At 70.1% G+C, this 23,791-nt stretch carries 20 protein-coding genes; 11 read left to right on the top strand and 9 right to left on the bottom strand.

The features are described from left to right. The 3 genes from EOT10_RS11755 (at nucleotide 1) to EOT10_RS11745 (ending at nucleotide 2,827) form a co-directional block, all read left to right on the top strand. A complete protein-coding gene (locus EOT10_RS11755) occupies nucleotides 1–1,299 on the top strand; it encodes an MFS transporter (RefSeq protein WP_127828063.1) in 1,299 nt (432 codons plus the stop codon). Continuing rightward, complete coding sequence (locus tag EOT10_RS11750; protein ID WP_127828062.1) at nucleotides 1,296–2,327, top strand: TolB family protein; 1,032 nt, start codon at nucleotides 1,296–1,298, stop codon at nucleotides 2,325–2,327. The genes EOT10_RS11755 and EOT10_RS11750 overlap by 4 nt, the downstream gene beginning before the upstream one ends. Before the next feature lie 65 nt (nucleotides 2,328–2,392). Next, on the top strand, nucleotides 2,393–2,827 hold the full coding sequence (locus tag EOT10_RS11745) for a VOC family protein (protein WP_127828061.1): 435 nt from the start codon (nucleotides 2,393–2,395) through the stop codon (nucleotides 2,825–2,827). 42 nt (nucleotides 2,828–2,869) lie between these two features. On the opposite strand, the gene EOT10_RS11740 is transcribed toward EOT10_RS11745, so the two are convergent. From EOT10_RS11740 to EOT10_RS11730, 3 genes are all read right to left on the bottom strand, one after another. After that, a complete protein-coding gene (locus EOT10_RS11740) occupies nucleotides 2,870–3,061 on the bottom strand; it encodes a hypothetical protein (RefSeq protein ID WP_127828225.1) in 192 nt (63 codons plus the stop codon). Between the two features lie 59 nt (nucleotides 3,062–3,120). Beyond that, entirely contained in the window at nucleotides 3,121–3,369 is a 249-nt protein-coding gene (locus EOT10_RS11735) for a hypothetical protein (protein ID WP_127828060.1), read from the bottom strand. A 116-nt stretch (nucleotides 3,370–3,485) separates the two neighbouring features. Beyond that, entirely contained in the window at nucleotides 3,486–4,847 is a 1,362-nt protein-coding gene (locus tag EOT10_RS11730; protein ID WP_127828059.1) for a glutamine synthetase family protein, read from the bottom strand. 372 nt (nucleotides 4,848–5,219) lie between these two features. On the opposite strand from EOT10_RS11730, the gene EOT10_RS11725 reads away from it, so the two are divergent. The 3 genes from EOT10_RS11725 to EOT10_RS11715 all read left to right on the top strand — a co-directional run bounded on the left by EOT10_RS11725 (nucleotide 5,220) and on the right by EOT10_RS11715 (nucleotide 8,684). Continuing rightward, a complete protein-coding gene (locus EOT10_RS11725) occupies nucleotides 5,220–5,894 on the top strand; it encodes a thioredoxin-like domain-containing protein (RefSeq protein ID WP_127828058.1) in 675 nt (224 codons plus the stop codon). Then, a complete protein-coding gene (locus tag EOT10_RS11720; RefSeq protein WP_127828057.1) occupies nucleotides 5,891–6,511 on the top strand; it encodes a DUF305 domain-containing protein in 621 nt (206 codons plus the stop codon). Before EOT10_RS11725 ends, EOT10_RS11720 begins: the two co-directional genes overlap by 4 nt. 226 nt (nucleotides 6,512–6,737) lie before the next feature. Continuing rightward, on the top strand, nucleotides 6,738–8,684 hold the full coding sequence (locus tag EOT10_RS11715) for a S53 family peptidase (RefSeq protein ID WP_127828056.1): 1,947 nt from the start codon (nucleotides 6,738–6,740) through the stop codon (nucleotides 8,682–8,684). Between the two features lie 79 nt (nucleotides 8,685–8,763). On the opposite strand, the gene EOT10_RS11710 is transcribed toward EOT10_RS11715, so the two are convergent. Both EOT10_RS11710 and EOT10_RS11705 read right to left on the bottom strand, forming a co-directional pair. Then, the gene (locus EOT10_RS11710; RefSeq protein ID WP_127828055.1) at nucleotides 8,764–10,761 is read right to left on the bottom strand and encodes a carbohydrate binding domain-containing protein; all 1,998 of its coding nucleotides are present in this window, start codon (nucleotides 10,759–10,761) and stop codon (nucleotides 8,764–8,766) included. Nucleotides 10,762–10,915: 154 nt separating this feature from the next. Beyond that, the gene (locus EOT10_RS11705) at nucleotides 10,916–11,890 is read right to left on the bottom strand and encodes a hydroxyacid dehydrogenase (protein WP_127828224.1); all 975 of its coding nucleotides are present in this window, start codon (nucleotides 11,888–11,890) and stop codon (nucleotides 10,916–10,918) included. Between the two features lie 346 nt (nucleotides 11,891–12,236). Between EOT10_RS11705 and EOT10_RS11700 the strand changes: the two genes are divergently transcribed. The 5 genes from EOT10_RS11700 to EOT10_RS11680 all read left to right on the top strand — a co-directional run bounded on the left by EOT10_RS11700 (nucleotide 12,237) and on the right by EOT10_RS11680 (nucleotide 18,815). Then, nucleotides 12,237–13,091: an ABC transporter permease gene (locus EOT10_RS11700; protein ID WP_127828223.1), complete on the top strand. Its 855-nt coding sequence runs from the start codon at nucleotides 12,237–12,239 to the stop codon at nucleotides 13,089–13,091. Nucleotides 13,092–13,126: 35 nt separating this feature from the next. Next, a complete protein-coding gene (locus EOT10_RS11695) occupies nucleotides 13,127–13,990 on the top strand; it encodes a carbohydrate ABC transporter permease (RefSeq protein WP_127828222.1) in 864 nt (287 codons plus the stop codon). A 45-nt stretch (nucleotides 13,991–14,035) separates the two neighbouring features. Then, nucleotides 14,036–15,673, top strand: coding sequence for a sugar ABC transporter substrate-binding protein (locus EOT10_RS11690; protein ID WP_127828054.1), 1,638 nt, complete (start codon nucleotides 14,036–14,038; stop codon nucleotides 15,671–15,673). A 73-nt stretch (nucleotides 15,674–15,746) separates the two neighbouring features. Then, complete coding sequence (locus EOT10_RS11685) at nucleotides 15,747–16,796, top strand: LacI family DNA-binding transcriptional regulator (protein WP_127828053.1); 1,050 nt, start codon at nucleotides 15,747–15,749, stop codon at nucleotides 16,794–16,796. A gap of 261 nt (nucleotides 16,797–17,057) precedes the next feature. Further along, on the top strand, nucleotides 17,058–18,815 hold the full coding sequence (locus EOT10_RS11680) for an NAD+ synthase (protein ID WP_127828052.1): 1,758 nt from the start codon (nucleotides 17,058–17,060) through the stop codon (nucleotides 18,813–18,815). Here EOT10_RS11680 and EOT10_RS11675 read toward each other — a convergent pair. The 4 genes from EOT10_RS11675 to EOT10_RS11660 form a co-directional block, all read right to left on the bottom strand. Continuing rightward, nucleotides 18,805–20,022, bottom strand: coding sequence for an MFS transporter (locus EOT10_RS11675; RefSeq protein WP_127828051.1), 1,218 nt, complete (start codon nucleotides 20,020–20,022; stop codon nucleotides 18,805–18,807). The two genes, EOT10_RS11680 and EOT10_RS11675, sit on opposite strands and share 11 nt — an antisense overlap. Before the next feature lie 110 nt (nucleotides 20,023–20,132). Then, complete coding sequence (locus EOT10_RS11670) at nucleotides 20,133–21,074, bottom strand: endonuclease/exonuclease/phosphatase family protein (protein ID WP_431313277.1); 942 nt, start codon at nucleotides 21,072–21,074, stop codon at nucleotides 20,133–20,135. A 281-nt stretch (nucleotides 21,075–21,355) separates the two neighbouring features. Next, nucleotides 21,356–21,967: a TetR/AcrR family transcriptional regulator gene (locus tag EOT10_RS11665; RefSeq protein ID WP_127828049.1), complete on the bottom strand. Its 612-nt coding sequence runs from the start codon at nucleotides 21,965–21,967 to the stop codon at nucleotides 21,356–21,358. 81 nt (nucleotides 21,968–22,048) lie between these two features. Then, on the bottom strand, nucleotides 22,049–23,641 hold the full coding sequence (locus tag EOT10_RS11660) for an MFS transporter (protein WP_127828048.1): 1,593 nt from the start codon (nucleotides 23,639–23,641) through the stop codon (nucleotides 22,049–22,051). Nucleotides 23,642–23,791: the final 150 nt, after the last annotated feature.

The following is a 23,791-nucleotide window of genomic DNA, read 5'->3' as shown; positions in this document are numbered from 1 at the left end:
ATGTACGTAGCGGACAGCCGTAACCAAGCTTCTCCCACGGCGTCCGCGGAACCCGCCGCCCGGCCACCGGCCGGGCGGCGCGGCACCGCGCTCGCCCCCACGGTCCTGGCCCTCGGCACGGTCAGCCTGATCACCGACGTCTCGTCCGAGATGGTCACCGCGGTCCTGCCGCTCTACCTCGTCGCGGGACTCGGCCTCTCCCCTCTCGGCTTCGGCCTCCTGGACGGCGTCTACAACGGCTTCTCGGCCCTCGTCCGCCTCGTGGGCGGACACCTCGCGGACCGGGGAGGCGGCCGCCACAAGAGCGTCGCCCTGCTCGGCTACGGACTCTCGGCGCTCTGCAAACCCCTGCTCCTGCTGGCCACCACGCTCCCCACCATCGGCATGGTCCTGGCCGCCGACCGCACCGGCAAGGGCCTGCGCACGGCGCCCAGGGACGCCCTGATCTCCCTCAGCAGCACCCCGGCCACCCGCGGCAGGGCGTTCGGCGTCCACCGGGCGATGGACACCACCGGCGCCCTCCTCGGCCCGCTCGCCGCTTTCCTGATCCTGCGCGCGACGACGGACGGCTACGACGCGGTCTTCACCGTCAGCTTCTGCGTCGCGGCCACGGGCGTCCTGGTCCTGCTGCTGTTCGTACCGCGCCACCGGCAGGAGCCGCACGAGCCCGCCGCGCACGACGCTCCCCCGCGCCCCACCTTCCGGTCCGCGCTCGCGCTCCTGCGCCGCCGCGAGGTCCGCCGCACCACCGTGTGTGCCCTGCTCCTCGGCCTCGCCACCGTCAGCGACTCCTTCGTCTACCTGCTGCTCCAGCGCCGGCTCGGCGTCCCCGACCAGTGGTTCGCGCTGCTCCCGCTCGGCACGGCGGCCGCGTTCCTGCTGCTCGCCGCGCCCCTGGGCAGGCTCGCCGACCGCGTGGGCGGCTGGCGCGTGTTCCTCGCCGGCCACGCCGCGCTCCTCGTCGCGTACGGCCTGCTGCTCTCGCCGTGGCACGGCACCGCCCTGCCCTACGTCGTCCTGGCCCTGCACGGCGGCTTCTACGCGGCGACGGACGGCGTCCTGATGGCCGCCGCGTCCACCGCCATCCCGCCGGAGCTGCGCTCGTCGGGGCTCGCCGTCGTCCAGACCGGCCAGGCGCTGGCCCGGTTCGTCTGCTCCATCGGTTTCGGCGCCGCCTGGACCGCGTGGGGCGACCGCACGGCGCTCGGCACGGCCGCGGTGCTGCTGGCCGCCGGAGCGGCCGTGGCCTGCGCGTTCCGCCCCGGCACCCCCACCCCCACGGAGGCAGCACCCGCATGACGACACGCAACAGGCTCCTCGTCCTGGCCGCCGCGGTCATCGCCCTGGCGGCCGTGGCCACCGCGTCGGTCTGGCACGCGGCGGCCCGGTCCGACCGCAGGGACCAGGCCCGGCCGGGCGGCCCGAGGATCACGGCGGGCCGGGTGACGCTGCCCGCCGAAGCCACCGGCACCCCCCGCCGCCTCGTCTTCCGCAACATGGCGTGGGGCCCGCACCGGGACGAACTCACCACGGTCCCGGCGGGCCGCCCCGACGCGCCCCGCACCGCGTCCGGCGTCAAGTGCCTGCGTTTCTACGCCGCTTCGGGCACGGCCGTCTGCCTCTCGGCGAACCGGGGCGCGATGCAGGACACGTACACGGCACGTGTCCTGGACGGGCGGCTGAAGGAGAAGGCGCACTACGCGCTGCCGGGCATCCCGTCGCGGGCCCGCGTCTCGCCGAGCGGGCGGTACGCGGCATGGACGGTGTTCGTGGGCGGCGACAGCTACGCGGGGACGAACTTCTCCACGCGCGCGGCGATCGTCGACACCCGCACGGGCCGCCTCACCCCCACCCTGGAGGACTTCCGGGTCGTCAAGGAGGGCAGGACCTACCGGGCGGCCGACAGCAACTTCTGGGGCGTCACGTTCGCCGCGGACGACCGCCACTTCTACGCGACGCTGGCGACGCACGGCCGGACGTACCTCGTCCGGGGCGACCTGCGCACCCGCACCCTGACCACCGTCCACGCGAACGTGGAGTGCCCGTCCCTGTCCCCCGACGGCACCCGCGTCGCGTACAAGAAGCGCGTGAAGGGCCTCCCGGCGGACGCCCCGTGGCGGCTGTACGTACTCGACCTGCGCACCCTCCGGGAGACGCCCCTCGCGGAGACCCGCAGCGTCGACGACCAGGCGGTGTGGAGCGACGCGCACACCCTGACCTACGCGCTGCCGGGCGACTACGGCGCGGACCTCTACACGGTCCCCGCGGACGGCACGGGCACCCCGCGTCTCCTGACGAAGGCGGCGGTGTCCCCGGCGTACCTGTGACCCGGACGGGTGACTTCCCGCTGCGCCAAGTGGCAGACGGGCCCGCCGCCCCCGAGGGTGGGGGGATGGACATGACCCTGGAAGTGATTCAACTGCCCGTCACCGACATGGACCGCGCGAAGGACTTCTACGCGAACCGGGTCGGATTCTCGGTCGACGTGGACCGCGAGGTGATGCCGGGCGTCCGGATCGTCCAGCTCACCCCGCCCGGATCCGGCTGCTCGGTCAATCTCGCCCAGGGCGTCCCGAACCCCACGGGCACCCCGGAGCCGGGCACGTACCACGGACTGCAGCTCGTGGTGGCGGACATCAAGAAGGCCCACGCGGAGCTGACGGCGCGCGGCGTCGACGTCTCGGAGCCCCAGCAGTACGCGCCCGACGACGGCGGCACGTTCATGTACTTCACCGACCCGGACGGCAACGGCTGGGCGGTGCAGGAGTACCGCAAGCGCGCCGAGCAGCCGCTGCACGAACTGCTCGCCGAGCAGCACGCGAGCTGACCCGCGTCACGACCCTGGTCACAGCCCTGGTCGCGGCCGCGGTCACGGCTCCGGGATGAGCCGTACCACCGTCACGGCCAGGATCGAGCCGGAGACGTAGTACCGGACGATGACGCCGCGCACGGTCGCCTCCCTGCGGTCCGCCCACCGGCCGATGGGGAGGGACCCGTGCCCGTACGGGTCGACCCCGAGGGTGCGTTCCAGTTCCGCCCGGAAGGGCTCCGGCTCCGCCATCTTCGCGAGGGTGTCGTCGGCGGGCGGGGCGTAGGCGATGCGATGGCGGTGACGATGGCTCACGCGGCTCCGGCCCTCTCCGCTTCCTCGCGGGCGAGCCGGTCCATGATGGCGTCGGCGGCCGGGTCGGGCACGGCCTCCAGCATCCAGTGCCGCATCACGGCGTGGATCTCGTGCACCCCGGCCGCGTTGATCTCCCGGTCGAACTCGTCGCGCCGGCGCTCCGGGAGGGCGTCCCGGATGGCGGGGATGCTGTTGGGCACCTCGACCTCGACCCCGTCCACAATGGTTCTGAGCGGATCGGCCATGCTGCGCTCCCTTCTGCCTCACCGACCACGGTAGCGAGCGCACCACGACAAAGGGGGCGAGACGCCTCAAGCGCCCCGCCCCCGTGCCCCAAAACCCTTACAGCACCGGAAAACCCTTACAGCACCGGCAGGTTCTTCCGCAGTTCGAAGGCCGTGACCTCGCTGCGGTACTCCTCCCACTCCTGCTTCTTGTTGCGGAGGAAGAAGTCGTAGACGTGCTCCCCCAGCGTCTCGGCGACGAGTTCGCTGCGTTCCATGAGGGTGATCGCCTCGCCGAGGTTCTGCGGGAGCGGCTCGATGCCCATGGCGCGGCGCTCGGCGTCGGTCAGGGCCCACACGTCGTCGTCGGCGCCCGGCGGGAGCTCGTAGCCCTCCTCGATGCCCTTGAGTCCGGCGGCGAGCAGCACCGCGTACGTCAGGTAGGGGTTCGCGCCCGAGTCGATCGAGCGGACCTCGACGCGCGCGGAGCCGGTCTTGCCGGGCTTGTACATCGGGACGCGGATGAGGGCCGAGCGGTTGTTGTGGCCCCAGCAGATGTACGAGGGGGCCTCGCCGCCCGCGCCGGCGGTGCGGCCGCCGCCGCCCCAGATGCGCTTGTACGAGTTGACCCACTGGTTGGTGACGGCGGAGATCTCCGCGGCGTGCTTGAGCAGGCCCGCGATGAAGGAGCGGCCGACCTTGGAGAGCTGGTACTCCGAGCCGGACTCGTAGAACGCGTTGCGGTCGCCCTCGAAGAGGGAGAGGTGCGTGTGCATGCCGGAGCCGGGGTGCTCGGAGAACGGCTTGGGCATGAAGGTGGCGTTGACCCCCTGCTCCAGGGCGACCTGCTTCATGACGAGGCGGAACGTCATGATGTTGTCGGCCGTGGAGAGCGCGTCGGCGTACCGCAGGTCGATCTCCTGCTGGCCGGGGGCGCCCTCGTGGTGGCTGAACTCGACCGAGATGCCCATGGATTCGAGCATCGTGATGGCCTGGCGGCGGAAGTCCATGCCGACGTTCTGCGGGGTGTGGTCGAAGTAGCCGGAGTTGTCGGCCGGGGTGGGACGCGTGCCGTCGAGCGGCTTGTCCTTGAGGAGGAAGAACTCGATCTCGGGGTGGGTGTAGAAGGTGAAGCCGAGGTCGGAGGTCTTGGCCAGCGCCCGCTTCAGGACGTAGCGCGGGTCCGCGAACGACGGGGAGCCGTCGGGCATCAGGATGTCGCAGAACATCCGGGCCGTGCCGGGGGCCTCGGCGCGCCAGGGCAGCACCTGGAACGTCGACGGATCGGGCTTGGCGATCATGTCGGACTCGTAGACGCGGGCGAAGCCCTCGATCGCGGAGCCGTCGAAGCCGATGCCCTCGTCGAAGGCCTGCTCCAGCTCCGCCGGGGCCACGGCCACCGACTTGAGGAAGCCGAGGACATCCGTGAACCACAGGCGGACGAACCGGATATCCCGCTCCTCGAGCGTCCGGAGCACGAATTCCTGCTGCTTGTCCATTGTCCGATTCCACCCATCCTTGCTGGTCAGGCCGCCTGCGTCCGCGTCTCGCGGGACCTGGTAGGCAGGCTCCTGAGCATCCCACCACATCACCGTTTCGTCCGCGTTGCCGACCATGATCGACTCGTCGACCCCGGTCCGAACATCGTGCGAACAGCAGATGTGTACGACTCCGTGCCCATAGTGCCTGCTGAGGCCCCTCGTCCCATAGTCCCCGCGGCCCGGGGCGCCTGCGACACGGCATGGCCAGCGCCTCATGCGCCCCACTACGATCAGCCCACCCGATCACCCGACCAGCCCCGTCTCCCGCCCAGTCCCCTCCAGTCCCGCCCCGTCCCGTCCCGTCCCATCCCTTTCCCAGAAGGACTCACCATGGGTTCCCCCAACAGCACCGACACCGCGACGCGCAAGGAACGGATCGAGGAGATGCGGCGCGCCGAGCGCTCCCGCGAGCGGCGCGGCCGCGTCCTCACGATCGTGGTGAGCGGCGTCGTCGTCGCGGGCCTCGTCGGATTCGGGGCGTGGGCCCTGACGAAGGGGGACGCCGCGTCGAAGGACAGCGCGAAGGCCGACGCCAAGTCGGCGGCCGCGGGCTCGTTCACGACCGGCGCGGACGGGGTGAGGACCTGGACCGGGAAGCTGACCCGCAACCACGTCGCGCACAAGGTCACGTACCCGATGACGCCGCCGGTGGGCGGGGACCACAGCCAGGTCTGGATGAACTGCAACGGCGACGTCTACAAGAAGGCGATCCCGAACGAGAACGCGGTGCACGCCATGGAGCACGGCGCGGTCTGGGTGACGTACACGGACAAGGCCGATCCGGGGGACGTGAAGAAACTGGCGGCGAAGGTGTCGCAGACGCCGTACTCGCTGATGAGCCCGGATCCGGACCAGAAGGACCCGATCATGCTGAGCGCCTGGGGGCACCAGCGGACCGTGAAGAGCGCGACCGACCCGGACGTGAACACGTTCTTCGCGTCGTTCGTCCAGGGCAAGCAGACCCCGGAGCCGGGGGCCGCCTGCACCAACGGCCTGACCCAGTGAGGCGCACGGCCTGGCTCGCGCCGGCCGTGGCGGCGGTCCTCGTCGCGGGCGGCGCGGTCACGTACGCGGTCGCCGACGGGGAGTCGGGTGGTGACGCGGCGGCCGTGCGGGTGCCGGGCGCGGAGTCCGCCGACGCCGGGTTCGCCCGGGACATGGCGGTCCACCACCAGCAGGCCGTGGAGATGTCGTACATCGTGCGCGACCGCACGCACGACGAGGAGGTGCGCCGCCTCGCCTACGACATCGCGCAGACGCAGGCCAACCAGCGAGGCATGCTGCTCGGCTGGCTCGATCTGTGGGGGCTGCCCAAGGTGTCCGCGAAGCCGCCGATGGCGTGGATGGGCATGGCCGACATGCCGCCGGGGCAGGACGGCGCGCTGATGCCCGGAATGGCCACGAACGCGCAGCTCGACGAGCTGCGCAAGGCGAGCGGCAGGCGCGCCGAGGTGCTGTACCTCCGGCTCATGACCGCGCACCACAAGGGCGGTGTCCACATGGCGCAGGGCTGTGTCGAGCGGTGCGGGGTCGGGGTGGAGAAGCGGCTCGCGGCGGGCATGGTCGCGTCCCAGAAGTCGGAACTCGACCTGATGGCGGGGATGTTGAAGGACCGGTCGTGACGGGGGCAACGGGGGGCACACCCACAGCCAACCCCCAGCCCGATCACGTAACGCCTTAAATCGCCCTCAAATCGCCCCCGAATAGCGTTCCTTGGGCTCTTCTTGGTGCTTCCATTCCCCGCGCATGAACGGTTCGGCGCAACAGTGATCAGTTGCGTGCACAGATCGACCAGTGCACACGCGTCACAGTCGCCACACGCGACGAACCACATTCGCAGGGGGTTGTATGAGATCCACCCGTGCCGCGGCCCGCGCAGGGCTGAGCCTGGCAGCGACACTGCCACTGCTCGCCGGCGCGCTCGCCATCGCAGCACCCGTCGCGCAGGCCGACCCGAACCCGGGCGCCCGCGACGCACTGACCGGCACCAAGCCGCTGTGGGCCACGGCCAAGGCCGACCAGGGCGCCGCATCGGACACCTCGGCCGTGCACGCCCGCGTCTACCTCGCGGGGCGTGACGCGGCGGGCCTCGCCGCGTACGCGAAGGCCGTGTCCGACCCGAGTTCGCCGCTCTACGGCAAGTACCTCAGCGCCAAGCAGGCGCAGGCCCGCTTCGGCGCGACCAAGGCCCAGATAGCCGACGTCACCAAGTGGCTCGAGTCCTCGGGCCTCACCGTGACCGGCGTCAGCAAGCACTACGTATCCGTCTCCGGCGACGTCGCCGCCGCCGAGAAGGCGTTCGGCGCGCAGCTGCACAACTACGCCAAGGGCGCGCACACCTACCGCGCACCCGCGGCCGCCGCCACCGTGCCCGCCGCCCTGAACGGCGCGGTCCTCACCGTGACCGGCCTGGACAACGCGCCGCACAAGGCGAACCACGACGAGACCCTGCCGCCGCCGGACGCCGTGTTCCACAACGCCGGCCCGTTCTCGTCGTACTTCGGCTCGAAGACGGCGAGCAGCCTGCCGTCGGCGTACGGCCAGAAGGCCCCGTACGCCGTGAAGGGCTACACCGGCAAGCAGCTTCGCGCGGCCTACGGCGCCGGCACGAAGACCGGCAAGGGGGTCCGCGTCGCCATCACCGACGCGTACGCCTCGCCGACCATCGCGAAGGACGCGGCCACCTACGCCCAGCGCAACGGTGACGCGGCCTACCGCAGCGGCCAGCTGAAGCAGGTCCTGCCCTCGGACTACACCAAGACCGAGGAGTGCGGCGCGGCCGGCTGGTACGGCGAGGAGACCCTCGACGTCGAGGCCGTGCACGCCGTGGCGCCCGCCGCCGACATCACCTACGTCGGCGCCGCGTCCTGCTACGACGACGCGCTGCTCGACTCGCTCGGCAAGGTCGTCGACGGCCACCTCGCCGACATCGTGTCGAACTCGTGGGGCGACATCGAGGCCAGCCAGACCCCGGACCTCGCCGCCGCGTACGACCAGATCTTCAAGTTCGGCGCGATCGAGGGCATCGGCTTCTACTTCTCGTCCGGCGACAACGGCGACGAGGTGGCCCACACCGGCACGAAGCAGGTCGACACGCCCGCCAACTCGGCGTGGGTGACGGCCGTGGGCGGTACCTCGCTCGCCGTCGGCAAGGGCGACACGTACCAGTTCGAGACCGGCTGGGGCACGCTCAAGTCGAGCCTGTCGGCGGACGGCAAGAGCTGGGCGGGCTTCCCCGGGGCGTACACCTCGGGCGCGGGCGGCGGCACCAGCAAGACGGTGAAGCAGCCGTTCTACCAGCGCGGAGTCGTCCCGAACACGCTGGCCCGCGCCAACGGCGGCCAGCAGAAGATGCGGACCGTGCCGGACATCTCCGCGGTGGCCGACCCGAACACCGGCTTCCTCGTCGGCCAGACGCAGACGTTCCCCGACGGGTCGCTCAAGTACGACGAGTACCGCATCGGCGGCACCTCGCTGGCGGCCCCCGTCATCGCGGGCGTCCAGGCGCTGGTACAGCAGGCCCGCGGCGGGCACGCGCTCGGCTTCGCCAACCCGGCGATCTACGACCACTTCGGCTCGAAGATCTACCACGACGTCACGGACCGGCCGGGCGGCCGTGACCTGGCCGTGGTCCGCGTCGACTACGCGAACGGGTTCGACGGGGCCGACGGCCTGCTGACCTCGGTCCGCAGCCTCGGCAAGGACAGCTCGCTCAAGGCCGTCACCGGCTACGACGACGTGACGGGTGTCGGCTCGCCGGCGCCGGGCTACGTGACGTCGTTCGGCCGCCGCTGACCGGCACGCACGAAGACGGCGCCCGCCCCCGGGTCAGAACCGGAGGCGGGCGCCGCCGCATGTGTACGACCTCGCGAGGCTACTGCTTGACGATCCTCAGGTCGTCGCACCAGCCGCTGCCCTTGCCGGTACGGGTGTAGCAGTACAGGGTCGCCGAGGTGTTGGTGGCGCCCGTGGTGAAGGTGATGCTGCCGGTCTTCCAGCCGAAGGCGGTGAACGCGGGGATCCGGGTCTCGGTCCCGCCGAAGTTCTTGACGCCCACGGCCAGTTGGGTGTCGTAGGCGTCGACGCGCCCCCAGCCGGAGAGCGTGTACGTCGTGTTCGGCTCGACGGTGACCTTCTGCTCGGCGGTGCTGGGGTAGCCCGAGACGCGCAGGGCGGCGCCGCCACTGTGCGGGTTCACGGTGTCGAGCGCGACGGTCCCGGACGGTGCCCACGGCGCGACGCCGCCCGCCTCGAAGCCGGGGTTGGCGACCAGGTTGGTGCCGCCCGAGCAGGCCGCGTCGTCGAACGCGGACGCCTGGTGGGCGCCGATGTCGGGACGGCACGCCACGGGGGCCGGACCGCCGAAGTAGTCCTTGCCGCCGGATCCGGTGCTGACCATTCCGGCGCCACGGGCCGGGGAACCGGCCTTCAGCTGGTAGCCGGCGGGGTCGGCGGAACCCGGGGCGGCGAGCTGCGGGTCGGCGGTCACCTTGCCGGGGTCGGCGGGCTCGGAGGCCGGGTGGTTGCCGTACATGACGTTGTTGCGCCAGGTGTGCTGGGAGGCGATGCCGCCGTAGCCGCCGGTGCCGAGGTTGTAGATGATGTTGTTGGCCCACAGGGTGGTGGACGCTCCGCCGCTGCTCTCCACGATCGCCGTGGTCGAACCGGCCTTCATGTAGAAGGTGTTGTTGAGCATCTGGGCGGCGGCGTCACCGACCGCGTACAGGATCCGGGACCCGTCATTCACCGACAGGTTGTAACGGGCCACGGTGCCTGCGGTGTTGGCCCCGCCCCCGCAAGCCCCGCACAGCAGCAGGAAGCCGCCCTGGTTGTCGTGGCTGTAGTTGTACTGGAAGACGGCGCCCCGCGTGCCGAAGTCGGCGTCGAAGGCCATGCCGTCGTTCAGACCGGGCCGCCGCACATGGTGGACCTCGTTGTACTGGAAGACGGTCCCGTCGCTGTTGATGGTCCAGAACCCGGCGTTGTTGCCCGCCGAGCGCATCCAGATGTCGTAGCCCTCGTTGTGCTCGACCAGCGCGTCGCGCGTCGCACGCACGACCATGCCGTCGCCGCCGATGTCGTGGATCTTGTTGCCGCGGAACACGACACGCGTACTGGCCGTCCACGCCGGCCCGCTGGTGCAGCCGTAGATGGCGCGGCAGTTCCAGCTGGACATGGTGGTCAGGCCCTCGCGGTCGACCTTGTAGACCTCACTGTTCTCGACAAGCACGTCGTCGAAGCGGGTCGGCGTGGTCGTGCCGGAGACACGGAACTGGATGCCGTTGCTGCTCTTGGTGTCGCCGCCGTTGACGTCGTGGACGTAGACGTCGTCGAGGACGTAGTGCGTGCCGGTGCCGTGGTCGGCGAGCTCGACGAGGATGCCGTTGCGCTCGGCGTCCGTGGCGCCCTTGTTGGTGACCTCCAGGCCGCTGATCTCCCACTGCTCGACGTTGAGGAGATGGACGGCGGCGTAGACGGTGCCGCCGCCCTCGATCACAGGGCGGGCGCCGCCGGAACCGTAGGGGGACACCCTGACGGGGTTGCCGGCCGCGCCGGACCCGGTGGGCTTGAGCTGGCCCTGGCAGGTGGCGCCGCGCTTGAAGTAGAGGCGGTCGCCGGGGCCGTAGGTGACGGCGTTGGCGGCGGCCAGGGAGTTGTACGGCGCGGCGAGGCTGCCGTCACCGTTCGTGGCGGCGGAACAGTCCACGTAGTAGGGGGTGCTCGCGGACTGCTCGGGGTGGGCCGGGTGAACGGGTCTGGCCGGGTCCCCGGCCTGGGCGGCCGCGGGGGCGACGAGCACGGAGGCGGCGAGCGCGAGGCCCGCCGCGAGCGTGGTGCCGGCTCTTCGGAGCCCTGATGTAACCGGTGCCATTCTTACTCCTGGGGATAGGAGGGAAGTTCGGCAAGTACCGTGCCCAGTAAGGCCCTTGTGGTCAATGGGTCGGGCAGGAAACGGTTACATTCACTTGCCGATCCCCCGTCTCACGCAAGCCGTGCCCTCGCCTCACGCGGGCCGTGCCTCCGTCTCACGCGAGCCGTGCGAGGTCCTCCCGCACCAGCTTCCCGAGCAGTTCCTCGCCGCGCGCGAACCGCTCCGCCTCCTCGACCGCGTACTGCCCGAGCCTGCGCACCTCGCTGCCCTGCGCGCCGGCCATGTGCGGGGTGACGAGGACGTTCGGCAGTGCGAGCAAGGGGTGGTCCGGCGGCAACGGCTCGGGGTCGGTGACATCCAGAAAGGCGTCGAGCCGCCCGGCCGCGCACTCCCGGGTCAGCGCCTCGGTATCGACGATCGACCCCCGGGCCGTGTTGACGACGACACCGCCGTCCGGCACGAGCTTCAGCATCTCCTCCCCCAACATGCCCCGGGTCTCCGGCAGTTGAGGTGCGTGCACGCTCACGACAGAGCTCCGCCGGCACAGCTCGGCGAGCTCCACGAGCTCCGCCCCCAGAGCAGCCGCCTCCTCCTTCCCGACGTACGGATCGGTCAGCAGGATCCGGTACCCGGCGTCCGAGGCGCGCAGCCCGGCGATGACGCGCCGGCCGATGCGGGAGGCGCCGATGATGCCGACGACCCGCCCGTCGGCGCCCTCCCGCTCGGTGAAGCCGGGCCACCCGCCGGCATAGCGCGCGGCGACGGGCAGCGCCTTCTTCGCGGCGAAGGTGATCGCGGCGAGCGTGAAGGCGACGACGGGGCCCGCGTTGGCGTCCGCGGCGGAGGACACGGTCACGCCGGGCCGGTCCCACAGGGCGTCGGTGACAACGGGCTTGACCGATCCGGCGGCGTGCACGACGGCCCGCAGCCGGGGCGCGTGCGCCAGGACGTCCTCGGTGAGCTGCGGGCAGCCCCAGCCGGTGATCAGCAACTCGGCCCCGGCCAGGACCGCACGGGCCTCCGGGGTGTCGAGCGGCCCGGTCAGCGGCACGGGCGCGAGGTCGGCGCACCGCCCGAGCCGTTGCCGCAGGTCCGACGGGATGACCCGGTCGAGCACCTCGGCGTCCATGGCCAGTGCCGCGATCGGTCGGTGTGCTGCCACGCGCTACCACCCTCCACCATGCAGAAATCTAGTAACCGGTTACCTCAAGATGTCAGGAGGCTAGGCCGAACTTCGAAGAATGGTCAATAGTTCACGAGGACAAGGGGGTTGACCCGGCGTAGTAACCGTTTTAGATTCCCGCTCACCTTGTTCCAACAACGGAGGGGTTTCCGTGCCCACGGTGGCGAAGGACAGGCCCGAGACCGAGGCGGTGAAGCCCCCCGGCACCCCGGGCATCGGGTCAAAGTCAGGCAAACACAACCAGGACAGCCTCGGGAAGCGGTTTCGGAGCAGCCGCACCCTGCTCCTGCTGATGCTCCCGGGCCTGGCCTACTTCCTCCTGTTCCACTACGGCGCCTTCATCGGCAACGCCGTGGCGTTCAAGGAGTACGTCCCGTTCGACGGCCTGTGGCGAAGCCCCTGGGTGGGCTTCGCCAACTTCAGCCGGATGTTCGGCGACCCGGGCTTCTGGCACGCGACGTGGAACACCTTCTACATAGCGGTGCTCCAGCTCACGTTCTTCTTCCCGATCCCCCTGGCGATCGCGCTGCTGCTCCACAGCCTGACCTCGGACTTCCTGCGCCGCTTCGTCCAGTCGGTCGTCTACCTGCCCCACTTCCTCTCCTGGGTCATCGTCGTGGCCCTCTTCCAGCAAGTCCTGTCCGACACCGGCCTGTTGAACTCGTTCCTGAGCGACTCCGGGATCCATACCGTCGACATCATCGGCAACCCCGACGCGTACCGCCCGCTGGTGGTGGCCGAGGTCGTCTGGAAGGACGCCGGCTGGGGCACGATCATCTTCCTGGCCGCGCTGATGCAGGTCGATGAGCAGCAGTACGAGGCGGCGGCGATCGACGGGGCGGGCCCCTGGCGCCGTTTCTGGCACGTCACCCTGCCCTCCATCCGGCCCATCATCGTGCTGCTCCTGATCATGCGCCTCGGCGACATCCTCTCCGTCGGCTTCGAACAGATGCTGCTCCAGCGGCAGTCGGTCGGCCCGCAGGTCGGCGAGGTCCTCGACACGTTCGTCTTCTGGCAGGGAATCGTCGGCGGCGACACCGGATACGCGGCCGCCGCCGGCCTGTTCAAGGGCCTGGTCGGCGCGGTCCTCGTCTTCACCGCCAACCGGGTCGCGCACAAGCTCGGCGAGCAGGGGGTCTACAAGTGAGCACGGCAGCCAATCACCTCACGCGCCCGGCCTGGATGGAAAAGCCCAAGCCCCTCACCACGGTCGCGAAGGCCATCGCCGTCGTCGCGGTCCTGGCTCTGGTCCTGGTTCCCTTCATCGTGATCATCTCGACGTCACTGGCCTCCAACAGGGAGGTGGTCGCGAACGGCGGCTGGGTCCTGTGGCCCACGGACCCCACGCTGCGCGCCTACCGCAACATCCTCAGCGGCGGCATCGTCACCAAGGCCCTGGGCGTAAGCGTCGGCATCACCGTCATCGGCACCCTGGCCTCGCTCGCCTGCACGTCCTTCCTGGCCTACGCGCTGAGCCGCCCCGGAGTCCTGGGCGGCAAGCCGATCCTCCTGATCGTCCTGTTCACCTTCCTCTTCCCCCCGGGCATGATCCCGGCGTTCCTCCTGGTCAAGGGCCTGGGCCTGCAGAACATGTACGCGGCTCTGATAGCCCCCGTCCTCATCAACGTCTTCAACCTCGTCGTCCTGCGCGGCTTCTTCCAGGGCATCCCCGAGGAGCTTTACGAGGCGGCGCGCCTCGACGGCGCGGGCGACTGGACGGTCTTCTGGCGCATCGTCCTGCCCCTCTCCAAAGCAGCGCTCGCCGTCGTCGGCCTGTTCTACGCGGTGAGCTACTGGAACGCCTGGTTCAACGCCTCGATCTACCTGGAGTCGGACCACTGGCCGCTCTCCCAGGTCCTGCGCACCTATGTGATCGGCGGCGCGCAGATCACCGACACGGGCCTCAGCGAGGCGGGCATGGTGTCGGCCCCGCAGACGACACAGATGGCAGTCCTGGTCATCGCCACCGTCCCGATCCTCGTCGTCTACCCGTTCGTGCAGAAGTACTTCACCAAGGGCGTGCTCACCGGCGCCATCAAGAGCTAGTCAACTCCCCGTTCCGAAGGGTCGATTCACGTGTCCGGTTCCTCGATGTCGCGCCGTACGCTGCTGCGTTCCATAGCCGTCGGCGGCGCAGCCCTTGCCGCCCCGTCCGTCCTCACCGCGTGCTCCACCGACTCCGGCGACGGCGGCTCGGTCTCCAACGCGGGTAAGAAGGGGGCCGCGTGGCCCACGTACACCCCCGCCGGCGGCGCGACGCCGGACCTCGCGCCGACCGCCGAGGGCGTGCAGGCCGGCTATACCTCGTACCCCGGAAAGCTGGTCAAGGCTGTCGCCGAGAAGCCCGGCACCGGTAAGGAGAAGATCAGGGTCCTCACCATCACCTACGGCACCCCGCCGAAGCCTGCGGCGCAGAACAAGCTGTGGACCGCGATCAACGAGGCGCTCGGTGTGGACGTCGAGTTCACCGTCGTCCCCGACGCGGACTTCCGGACCAAGATGGCGACGCTGTTCGCGGGCGACGACATCCCGGACATCATCAACATCGGCGGCGGCTACGTCCTCCCGCGCGAGGCCCAGTTCGTGAAGTCGCGCTGCGCCGACCTCACGGAGTACCTGTCGGGCGACGCGGTGAAGGACTACCCGCACCTGGCGGGCATCCCGACGTACGCCTGGCAGGGCATGGGCCGCATCTCGGGCCGCATCTTCGGCGTCCCGGTGGAGCGCCCGAAGCCGCAGGACACGATGTTCTTCAACGGTCAGGCCTTCGCCAAGGCGGGTTACAAGCCCGGCATGTCGGCGGACGACTTCGCTGCGATGGCGAAGGACGCCACCGGCGGCAAGAAGTGGGCGCTCGGAGCATCCATGACCGCCTACTACGGCTTCAAAACGCACGCCACCTGGCACGGCGCACCCAACGAGTGGCGCATCAAGGACGGCAAGACGACGTACTTCGCCGGCACCGACGAGTTCAAGGCGTCGCTCGAATTCATGTCGAAGCTCCGCAAGCAGGGCTCGTACTACCCGGAGGCCACCTCGGTCTCGCAGGTGGACCTCAAGACGCAGTTCTGGAACGGCTCGGTCCTGTCGATGACCGACGGTTTCCTCTCCTACCCGGGTTCGGCAGCCGGCATCAAGGGCGCGTTCGACCTGGACGCCCTTGTCCCGTACACCCCCGAAGGCGTGACGCCCGGCTACCAGCAGAGCCGGGGCGCCTTCGGCTACACCGTGATCAAGAAGGCGTCCAAGGACCGCGTCAAGCTGATGCTGCGCATCCTGAACTATCTGGCGTCCCCCTTCGGTTCGGAGGAGTACGAGCTGGTCCATTTCGGCCTGGAGGGCACACACTTCAAGCGGGACAAGGACAACAACCCGATCGCTACGCCGCTCGGCCTGGTCGAGTCGAAGGTGAACCTGCCTTTCGTGTACCTCAGCGACGCCCCGCAGGTCCTCTACGCGCCCGGCTACGCCGACGTCATCAAGCGGCTGCACGCGTGGCAGCAGAAGGTCGTCCCGATGATGGTCCCCAACGACTCGTGGGGCCTGCAGTCGGACACGTACAACAAGCAGGGCGCGACCCTCACCCAGATCATCCAGGACGGCGTCACCGCCGTCGTGAGCGGTCGCCAGAAGGTCTCCGACTGGGACGGCATCTACAAGAAGTGGCTCAGCCAGGGCGGCAAGCAGGCGCTGGAGGAGTACGCCAAGGAGTACGAGGCCGCGCACTGACAACACGGCATCGTCCATGATGGTCCGGGGCGGCATCGCCCGCCCCGGACCGGCAAGTTGAGGAGAGACAACAGTGGGTGAGCGGGTCACCATCCGTGACGTGGCCGCGCGCGCGGGCGTCTCCGTCGCGACCGTTTCGCGGGTCCTGGCAGGCAACTACCCGACGTCCGCGGCGTCACGCGCCAAGGTCCAGCGGGCCGCGAAGGACCTGGATTACGTGGTGAACGCGCATGCCCGAGCGCTGGCGGGGGCGGGGCGCAAGACGATCGCGGTCCTGATGTTCGACGTGGTCAGCTCCTTCTACGCCGCGGTGGCGCAGGGTGTCGAGATGGAGGCCGCCCAGCACAACAGGCTCACCCTGGTCTGCTCGACGGGCGGCGACGCGGCCCGCGAGCTGGCCCTGGTCCAGATGATGCGCGAACAGGCGGCGGAGGCCGTGGTCCTGGTCGGAGGCGTCATCGAGGACGACGAGTACCGCGAGCGCATGGCGCACTACGCGGAGGCGCTGGCTGCGGCCGGCTCTCGGCTTGTTCTGTGCGGACGTCCGGCGCCTGCCCCCGACGTTCCGGCACTCGTGGTCGAGTACGACAACGGCGCGGGCGCCCACGCCATCACCAGCCACCTGCTCGGCGCTGGGCACCGGAAGATCGCGATGATCGGGTATCAGCCCGGCAACACCACGGGCGAGGACCGTGTGACGGGCTATCTGCGCGCCCTGGACGACCACGGCGTCCCCCGCTCTGACGCGATCCTGCACGGCGTCGGCTTCGGCCAGCAGCACGGCTACGAGGCGATGCGTGATCTGTTGGACAAGTGCGACGGCAAGCCCGACTTCACCGCGGTCTTCGCCGGCGACGACCGCGTGGCCGCGGCGGCGATCCGTGTCCTGGCGGAGTACGGCCTGCGGGTGCCCGAGGACATCTCGGTGGTGGGCTACAACGACGACCCGGTGGCCGCGGACATCACCCCCGGCCTCACCACGGTCCACATCCCTGGCGAGGAAATGGGCCGCACCGCGGTCCGTCTCGCCCTCACCGGCACCTCCCGCCCCGGCCAGCAACGCCATCTTCTGGGCACGCACATAGTGATCAGAGACAGCGTCCGGCCCAACCGGACGCCTTAGCTACCGAGTGGTGGGGTGTCGTTTCTGGTTCGTGGGCTGCTGTTGCGGCGTGGGGGTCGTTGCGTTTTTGGGTGCGGGGCCGCGGGGGCATGTACGTGCTCGCTGTTCTACGGGTTTACGTGGGGTTCGCGTCCCGTGCGCGTGGTGCTGGTGGCTCCGCGCGCACATGCCCCCACGGCCCCTCCCGTCTCGTAGGCGGCCTGCTGGCCGGTGAGGCTTCTCATCAGGACATCGCGTCAGTCAGACGAATATGCTGATCCCGTGCCTCAACTACGTCTCGCTCTGAATCAGATCGACTCGACCGTCGGCGACCTCGCCGGAAACGCCGAGGCGATCGTCCGCTGGACCAAGCACGCGGCCGAACAGGGAGCGCACCTGGTCGCGTTCCCCGAGATGGCCCTCACCGGCTACCCCGTGGAGGACCTCGCCCTGCGCGAGTCCTTCGTGGAGGCCTCGCGCCAGGCTCTGACCACTCTTGCCCAGCGCCTCGCCGACGAGGGACACGGCGATCTTCCCGTGATCGTCGGCTACCTGGACCGTTCGGAGACGGCACAGCCCAAGTACGGCCAGCCCGCAGGGGCCCCGCAGAACGCCGCCGCGGTCTTCCACCAGGGTCGTGTCGTGCTGACGTTCGCCAAGCACCACCTTCCCAACTACGGCGTCTTCGACGAGTTCCGTTACTTCGTGCCGGGTGACACGCTCCCTGTCGTCCGGGTCCACGGAATCGACGTGGCGCTCGCCATCTGCGAAGACCTCTGGCAGGACGGCGGCCGCGTACCGGCCACGCGTACGGCGGGCGCCGGCCTCTTGATCTCCATCAACGCGTCGCCGTACGAGCAGAACAAGGACGACACCCGCCTGGACCTCGTACGCAAGCGCGCGCAGGAGGCGGGCTGCACCCTCGCGTACGTCGCCATGATCGGCGGCCAGGACGAACTCGTCTTCGACGGCGACTCGATCGTCGTGGACGCCGAGGGCGAAGTCGTGGCGCGGGCCCCCCAGTTCGCCGAGGGCTGCGTAGTTTTGGACCTGGATCTCCCGGCGGCGCGGCCGGAGGCCCTCTCGGGCACCGTCGACGACGGCCTCCGCATCGACCACGTGACGCTCTCCGAGGACCACGTCGCCCCGTACGAGCGAGAGCTCACCGGCGGCTACGCGGACCGTCTGGACGACGACGAGGAGGTCTACTCGGCGCTGGTCGTGGGCCTGCGCGCCTACGCCGCGAAGAACGGTTTCCGGTCAGTTCTGATCGGGCTCTCGGGCGGCATCGACTCGGCGCTGACCGCGGCGATCGCCTGCGACGCGCTGGGCGCGCAGAACGTGTACGGCATCGCCATGCCGTCGAAGTACTCCTCGGACCACTCGAAGGGCGACGCGGCGGAACTGGCCCGCCGTACCGGCCTCAACTTCCGCACCGTCCCCATCGAGCCGATGTTCGACGTGTACATGGAGTCGCTGGGCCTCACGGGCCTCGCCGAGGAGAACCTCCAGTCACGCCTGCGCGGCACGCTCCTGATGGCGGTCTCCAACCAGGAGGGCCACATCGTTCTTGCCCCGGGCAACAAGTCCGAGCTGGCGGTGGGCTATTCGACGCTCTATGGAGACTCGGTGGGTGCGTACGGTCCCATCAAGGACGTGTACAAGACGTCGGTCTTCCGGCTTGCCGAGTGGCGGAACAGAGCGGCTGCGGAGCGGGGGCAGACTCCGCCGATTCCGGAGAACTCGATCACCAAGCCGCCCAGCGCGGAGCTGCGCCCGGACCAGGTGGACACCGATTCGCTTCCGGACTACCCGGTCCTCGACGCGCTCCTGGCGCTCTACGTGGACCGGGACAAGGGCCGGGACGCGATCGTGGCGGCGGGCTTCGACCCCGCGCTGGTGGCGAAGACTCTGCGAATGGTGGACGCGGCGGAGTACAAGCGTCGCCAGTACCCGCCGGGCACCAAGATCTCCGCGAAGGGCTTCGGCAAGGACCGGCGCCTGCCGATCACGAACAGGTGGCGCGAATCTATTCAATGACGGAAGGCACTCGGTTTGATGGGCGGGGGTGCATGGCCACCAGCCTGCCGGGCCCGCCGCCCCGTCGCCGGTCCACCCCGTAGGCGACCGCCGCCACGCCTATCCCGAGTCCCGCGAGCGCGGCCCCCGCGACCGCGGGAGACGTGAGCCCGAAACCGGCCGCGAGCGCCAGCCCGCCGATCCAGGCGCCGCCCGCGTTCGCGAGGTTGAAGGCGGCCTGGTTGGCGGAGGAGGCGAGCGACGGCGCGTCGGATGCCTTCTCCATGACCATCAGCTGGAGCGGCGATCCGGTGGTGAAGGCCGCCATGCCGAGTAGCGCCACGGCTACTGCGGCGCTCCACCCTGTGTGCATGAGGAGGGGAAAGAGCGCCAGCACGATGCCGAGTGAAATTAGTCCCCCGAACAGCGTCCCCCGGAGGGATCGGTCTGCAAGCCTCCCGCCCAGCAGGTTTCCCGCCGTGGCGCCTACGCCGAACAGGCCGAGCAGCAGCGTCACACTGCCCGCCGCGAAACCGGCCACGCCGGTGAGCATGGGCGTGACATAGCTGTACGCGGCGAAGAGCGCCCCGAAACCGGCGACTGTGGTGCCGAGCGCGAGCCACACGGGCAGGGAGCCGAGGGCCTTGAGCTCGCCGCGCAGTCCGCCGGTCTCGCCGTGGTCGTGATCTGCGGGGACGAGGAGCAGGAGTGCGGCTATCGCGGCGAGCCCGATGGCACTGACCGCGAGGAACGTGGCGCGCCAGCCGAGCTGCTGGCCCATGAGCGTGGCGACGGGGACGCCGATGACGTTGGCGACCGTGAGCCCGAGGAACATCAGGGACACCGAGCGGGCCTTGCGTTCCGGGGCCACGAGCGAGGTGGCGACGACCGCGCCGACACCGAAGAAGGCACCGTGCGGCAGCCCGCTGACGAAGCGCGCCACCATCAGCAGGTGATAGTCGGGCGCGGCGGCGGACACCGCGTTGCCGGCCACGAACAGCACCATGAGTGCGACGAGGACGCGGCGGCGCGGCATGCGCGCGGTGAGCGCGGCGAGCAGCGGCGCTCCGATGACGACGCCGAGGGCGTACGCGGAGACGAGGTGTCCGGCCGACGGGATGGAGATGTGCAGGTCGTCGGCGACGTTGGGCAGGAGGCCCATCATCACGAACTCGGTGGTGCCGATGCCGAAGGCGCCCACGGCTAGGGCGAGCAGGGCCAGGGGCATGAAACAGAGACCTTCCACGGGGAGACGGGCGCGAGAGCTTTTAGTTTACGTGCGGAACAAACTCTCTCGCGCCCACTGTTCCGTGTGATGAACCCCCGGTTTCCTCCCCGTCAAGACCGGGTGAGATCCACCGTCGCCGCGATCGGCAGATGATCGCTGGCGGTCTCGGGCAGCGTCCACGACGTGACCGGCTCCACACCCTTGACCATGATCTGGTCGATACGGGCCATGGGGAACGAGGCGGGCCAGCTGAACCCGAAACCGCTGCCCGCGGCCCCCTGCGTGGAACGCATCTGCGCCGTGACACCGTTCAGCGCGCGGTCGTTCATCGTGCCGTTGAGGTCCCCGAGCAGGATGACCTTGCCCAGCGACTCATGGGCGATGGCCTCGCCGAGCGCGTCGGCGCTGGTGTCACGCTGACTCGCGGTGAACCCGGCGTGCAGCTTGACCCGTACCGACGGCAGATGCGCCACGAACACGGCGACCCCGCCCTGCGGCGTGGTGACCGTCGTCCGCATCGCGCGCGTCCAGCCGAGCTTGATGTCGACAGGCCGCGTCCCGCTCAGCGGGTACTTGCTCCACAGCCCGACCGTGCCGGCGACGGCGTGGTACGGGTACGACTTCGCGAGCGCACGCTCGTAGACGGGCACGGCGCCGGCGTTGAGTTCCTCCAGGGCGACGACCTGGGCCCCGGAGGCGGCGATGCCGTCGGCGGTGCCGGTCGGGTCGGGGTTCTCCGCGTTGACGTTGTGCGTGGCTACGGTCAGTTCGCCGCCCGCCGCCCCGCCGGCCCCGCCCGCCTTGTCGGTGAGGAGCCCGCCGAAGAGGTTGAGCCACACGATGGCGGGCACCAGCACGGCGACCAGCGCCGTCGCCGACTTCCGTACGAGCGCCAGGACGAGCAGCACGGGCACGAACACGCCCAGCCACGGGAGGAACGTCTCGGTGAGGGAGCCCAGGTTCCCGAGCGTGTTGGGGATCTGCGCGTGGAACAGCATCACGAGCGCGACCAGAACGGCCAGTACGGCGAGCACCGCTCCGCGGCGCCACATCCCCCGGTCACCGCGCCATCCGCCGGTCAGGCGGCGGAGCGGGTCTCTGGAAGGCTGGTGCCCCGAGCCGCCGCCACCCGTTTCCGTCCTGAACCCCTGCGCCATACCGTCGTCGCCTCACTGCCCTGCCGTGCACACCGACCTCGCCCTGAAACCCTAGGGGATGATCGGCGCCCTCCTCGCCGTCCACGACGGCCGTACGGGCACGAGGACGAGCGGACAGGCACCGGGAGTTCCGCTTCGGCGGGGTGTACGGGGCCTCTGTGACGAAACGCGCACATTCAGTCCGGTGGCCGCAGCCCGGCGAGCGCGCAGTCCACGATCCGCTCGGAGAGGTCGTCGGCGAGGGGCGCGTCGGGGCGGATCATCGTGCGCAGGAGCATCGGCCCGACGATGAAGTCGTTGGCGAGTTCGAGGTCGACATCGGGGCGCAGCTCACCGTTCTCGACGCCGCGCCGCAGCACGTCGAACATGACGCGGCGGCGCGGCTCGATCACGGTGGCGTGGTACGCGTCCCAGAGCCTCGGCAGGCTCTTCATCTGCGCGAAGACGTTGTGCAGCAGGGCCGAGGAGCGGAGGGACAGGCCGCGTCGGCGCAGGTGTTCCAGGAGGACGATCAGGTCCTCGCGCATGGAGTTGCCCGGCAGTTCGGGCTCAGGGTCCTCCATGATGCGCAGGACCTCGACGAAGAGTTCCTCCTTGCCGGACCAGCGCCGGTAGATCGTCGCCTTGCCGACGCCCGCGGTGCGGGCGATCCGCTCGATGGACAGCTCGGTGAGCGGGACGCCCTCCTCGATCAGCTTGAGGACGCCCTCGACGATGGCCCGCTCGACGGCCTCGCTGCGCGGGCGCCCCCGTCCTGCGCGCCCCGCGCCCACCACGTCCACGGCCACTCCGCCTCTCCGCCTTCCCGTCGCTTCGTCGCCTCTGGGTCCTCGCGTCTCCGCGTCCAGCGGCGATTATCTCAAGTCACCTCATCGGCCCGCCCTGACGGTCTCCTCGGTGCTCTCCTCGACCGGCGCCTCGGGTGCGTGCCCCGGCAGGAACAGCGCGGTGACGACGGCGCTGGCGAGGGCCACCCCGGCCCCGCACAGGGCGGTCACGTGCATGGCGTGCAGGAACGAGTCGTTGGCCGCGCCGACCAGCGCGTCGCCCCTCGGGCCGAGCTTCGCCGCGATGCCGAGCGTGGCCTCGATGGACTCGCCGGCCGTGTGCCGCAGGCCGGGGGGCAGCAGGCCGAGCTTGTCCTGGATGCCGCTGCGGTACGCGGTGGACAGCACGGAGCCGAGCACGGCGATGCCGAGTGCGCCGCCGACCTGGCGGAACGTGTTGCTGAGCGCCGACGCGGAGCCCGCCTTCTCGCGGGGCAGGGCCTGCATGATGACGACACTGGTGGGGGTCATGACGTGCGCCATACCCGTACCCATCAGGAAGAAGACGACTTCGAGGACCCAGATGGGCGTGTCCGCGTCGAGGATCATGAACGCGGCGAGCATCGCGGCGAGGAGCACCAGGCCGCCGGTCGTCACGGCCCGTACGCCGAAGCGGTCGACGACGAGGCGGGCGCGCGGCGCGAAGATCAGCTGGGCGGCGGCGAGCGGCAGCATCAGGAGGCCGGTCTGCAGCGGCGAGTAGCCGCGCACGCTCTGGGTGTAGAAGACCGAGAAGAAGGTGACGCCCATCAGCGCGAAGAAGACGAGCGCGATGGCGGCGATCGCCGCCGAGAACACCTTGTTCTTGAAGTACCTGATGTCGATGGACGGGTGGTCGCTGCGCCTCTCGTACAGGACGAAGGCGACGAGGACGACGAGTCCGGCCCCGATCGTGCCGAGGACCGCCGGGTCCGTGAAGTCGGCGAGCTGGCCGCCCTTGATGATGCCGTAGACGAGCAGGACGAGTCCGACGACGGAGAGGGCCACGCCGACGAGGTCGATACGGCCGGGCCTGGGGTCGCGGGAGTCCGGCACGAGGGCCAGCATCAGGACGACGGCGATGATCACGATGGGCACGTTGACCAGGAAGACCGAGCCCCACCAGAAGTGGTCGAGGAGCAGACCGCCGGTGATCGGGCCGATGGCGATGGCCAGGCCGACGCCGCCCGCCCAGATACCGATGGCCTTGGGCTGCTCGTCCCGCTCGAAGACGTTCATCAGGACGGCGAGCGTGGCCGGCATGACGAAGGCGGCACCGAGGCCCATAAGTGCCCGGAAGACGATGAGCTGTACGGGTGATCCGGACTCGGCGGCGAGTGCGGAGCCGAGGCCGAAGACGACGAGTCCGCCGACCAGGACCTTCTTGCGCCCGAGCCGGTCTCCGAGGAGTCCCGCCGTGAAGAGCAGGCCGGCGAAGACCAGCGTGTAGGCGTTGATCGCCCACTCCAGCTCGCTCTGCGTGGCGCCGAGGCCCGTGGGGGCCGGGGTCGAGATCGTCTTGATCGCGACGTTCAGGATGGAGTTGTCGAGGACGACGATCAGCAGGCTGAGCATCAGCACGCCGAGGATCGCCCAGCGGCGGCGGTGCACGGCCTCCGGTATGCGCGGGGCCGCGGGAGCGGCGGGAGTGGTCATACGGAAAGCCTAGGGCAATTTCGATACGAGACCGTCTCGTATTGGAAGGCCTTAAGAAGACTTTACGAATCCGGTGCGGGGCCGCTGCCGGGCGGGCCGCGGCGCACGTCACACCCCACTAGCGCCGCGTCGGCACGCAGTGCCACCATG

Origin of the sequence: Streptomyces antnestii, assembly GCF_004005495.1 — a bacterium.
Lineage (GTDB): Bacteria > Actinomycetota > Actinomycetes > Streptomycetales > Streptomycetaceae > Streptomyces > Streptomyces antnestii.
This window is presented reverse-complemented; position numbering and strand designations above follow the sequence as displayed.

Bases quoted from the DNA above. Each gene is read 5' to 3' on its own strand.
- EOT10_RS11755 (WP_127828063.1), top strand. From the start codon at position 1: ATGTACGTAGCGGACAGCCGTAACCAAGCTTCTCCCACGGCGTCCGCG.
- EOT10_RS11750 (WP_127828062.1), top strand. From the start codon at position 1,296: ATGACGACACGCAACAGGCTCCTCGTCCTGGCCGCCGCGGTCATCGCC.
- EOT10_RS11745 (WP_127828061.1), top strand. From the start codon at position 2,393: ATGGACATGACCCTGGAAGTGATTCAACTGCCCGTCACCGACATGGAC.
- EOT10_RS11740 (WP_127828225.1), bottom strand. From the start codon at position 3,061: ATGGCGGAGCCGGAGCCCTTCCGGGCGGAACTGGAACGCACCCTCGGG.
- EOT10_RS11735 (WP_127828060.1), bottom strand. From the start codon at position 3,369: ATGGCCGATCCGCTCAGAACCATTGTGGACGGGGTCGAGGTCGAGGTG.
- EOT10_RS11730 (WP_127828059.1), bottom strand. From the start codon at position 4,847: ATGGACAAGCAGCAGGAATTCGTGCTCCGGACGCTCGAGGAGCGGGAT.
- EOT10_RS11725 (WP_127828058.1), top strand. From the start codon at position 5,220: ATGGGTTCCCCCAACAGCACCGACACCGCGACGCGCAAGGAACGGATC.
- EOT10_RS11715 (WP_127828056.1), top strand. From the start codon at position 6,738: ATGAGATCCACCCGTGCCGCGGCCCGCGCAGGGCTGAGCCTGGCAGCG.
- EOT10_RS11710 (WP_127828055.1), bottom strand. From the start codon at position 10,761: ATGGCACCGGTTACATCAGGGCTCCGAAGAGCCGGCACCACGCTCGCG.
- EOT10_RS11705 (WP_127828224.1), bottom strand. From the start codon at position 11,890: ATGGACGCCGAGGTGCTCGACCGGGTCATCCCGTCGGACCTGCGGCAA.
- EOT10_RS11700 (WP_127828223.1), top strand. From the start codon at position 12,237: ATGCTCCCGGGCCTGGCCTACTTCCTCCTGTTCCACTACGGCGCCTTC.
- EOT10_RS11695 (WP_127828222.1), top strand. From the start codon at position 13,127: ATGGAAAAGCCCAAGCCCCTCACCACGGTCGCGAAGGCCATCGCCGTC.
- EOT10_RS11690 (WP_127828054.1), top strand. From the start codon at position 14,036: ATGTCGCGCCGTACGCTGCTGCGTTCCATAGCCGTCGGCGGCGCAGCC.
- EOT10_RS11675 (WP_127828051.1), bottom strand. From the start codon at position 20,022: ATGCCCCTGGCCCTGCTCGCCCTAGCCGTGGGCGCCTTCGGCATCGGC.
- EOT10_RS11670 (WP_431313277.1), bottom strand. From the start codon at position 21,074: ATGTGGCGCCGCGGAGCGGTGCTCGCCGTACTGGCCGTTCTGGTCGCG.
- EOT10_RS11660 (WP_127828048.1), bottom strand. From the start codon at position 23,641: ATGACCACTCCCGCCGCTCCCGCGGCCCCGCGCATACCGGAGGCCGTG.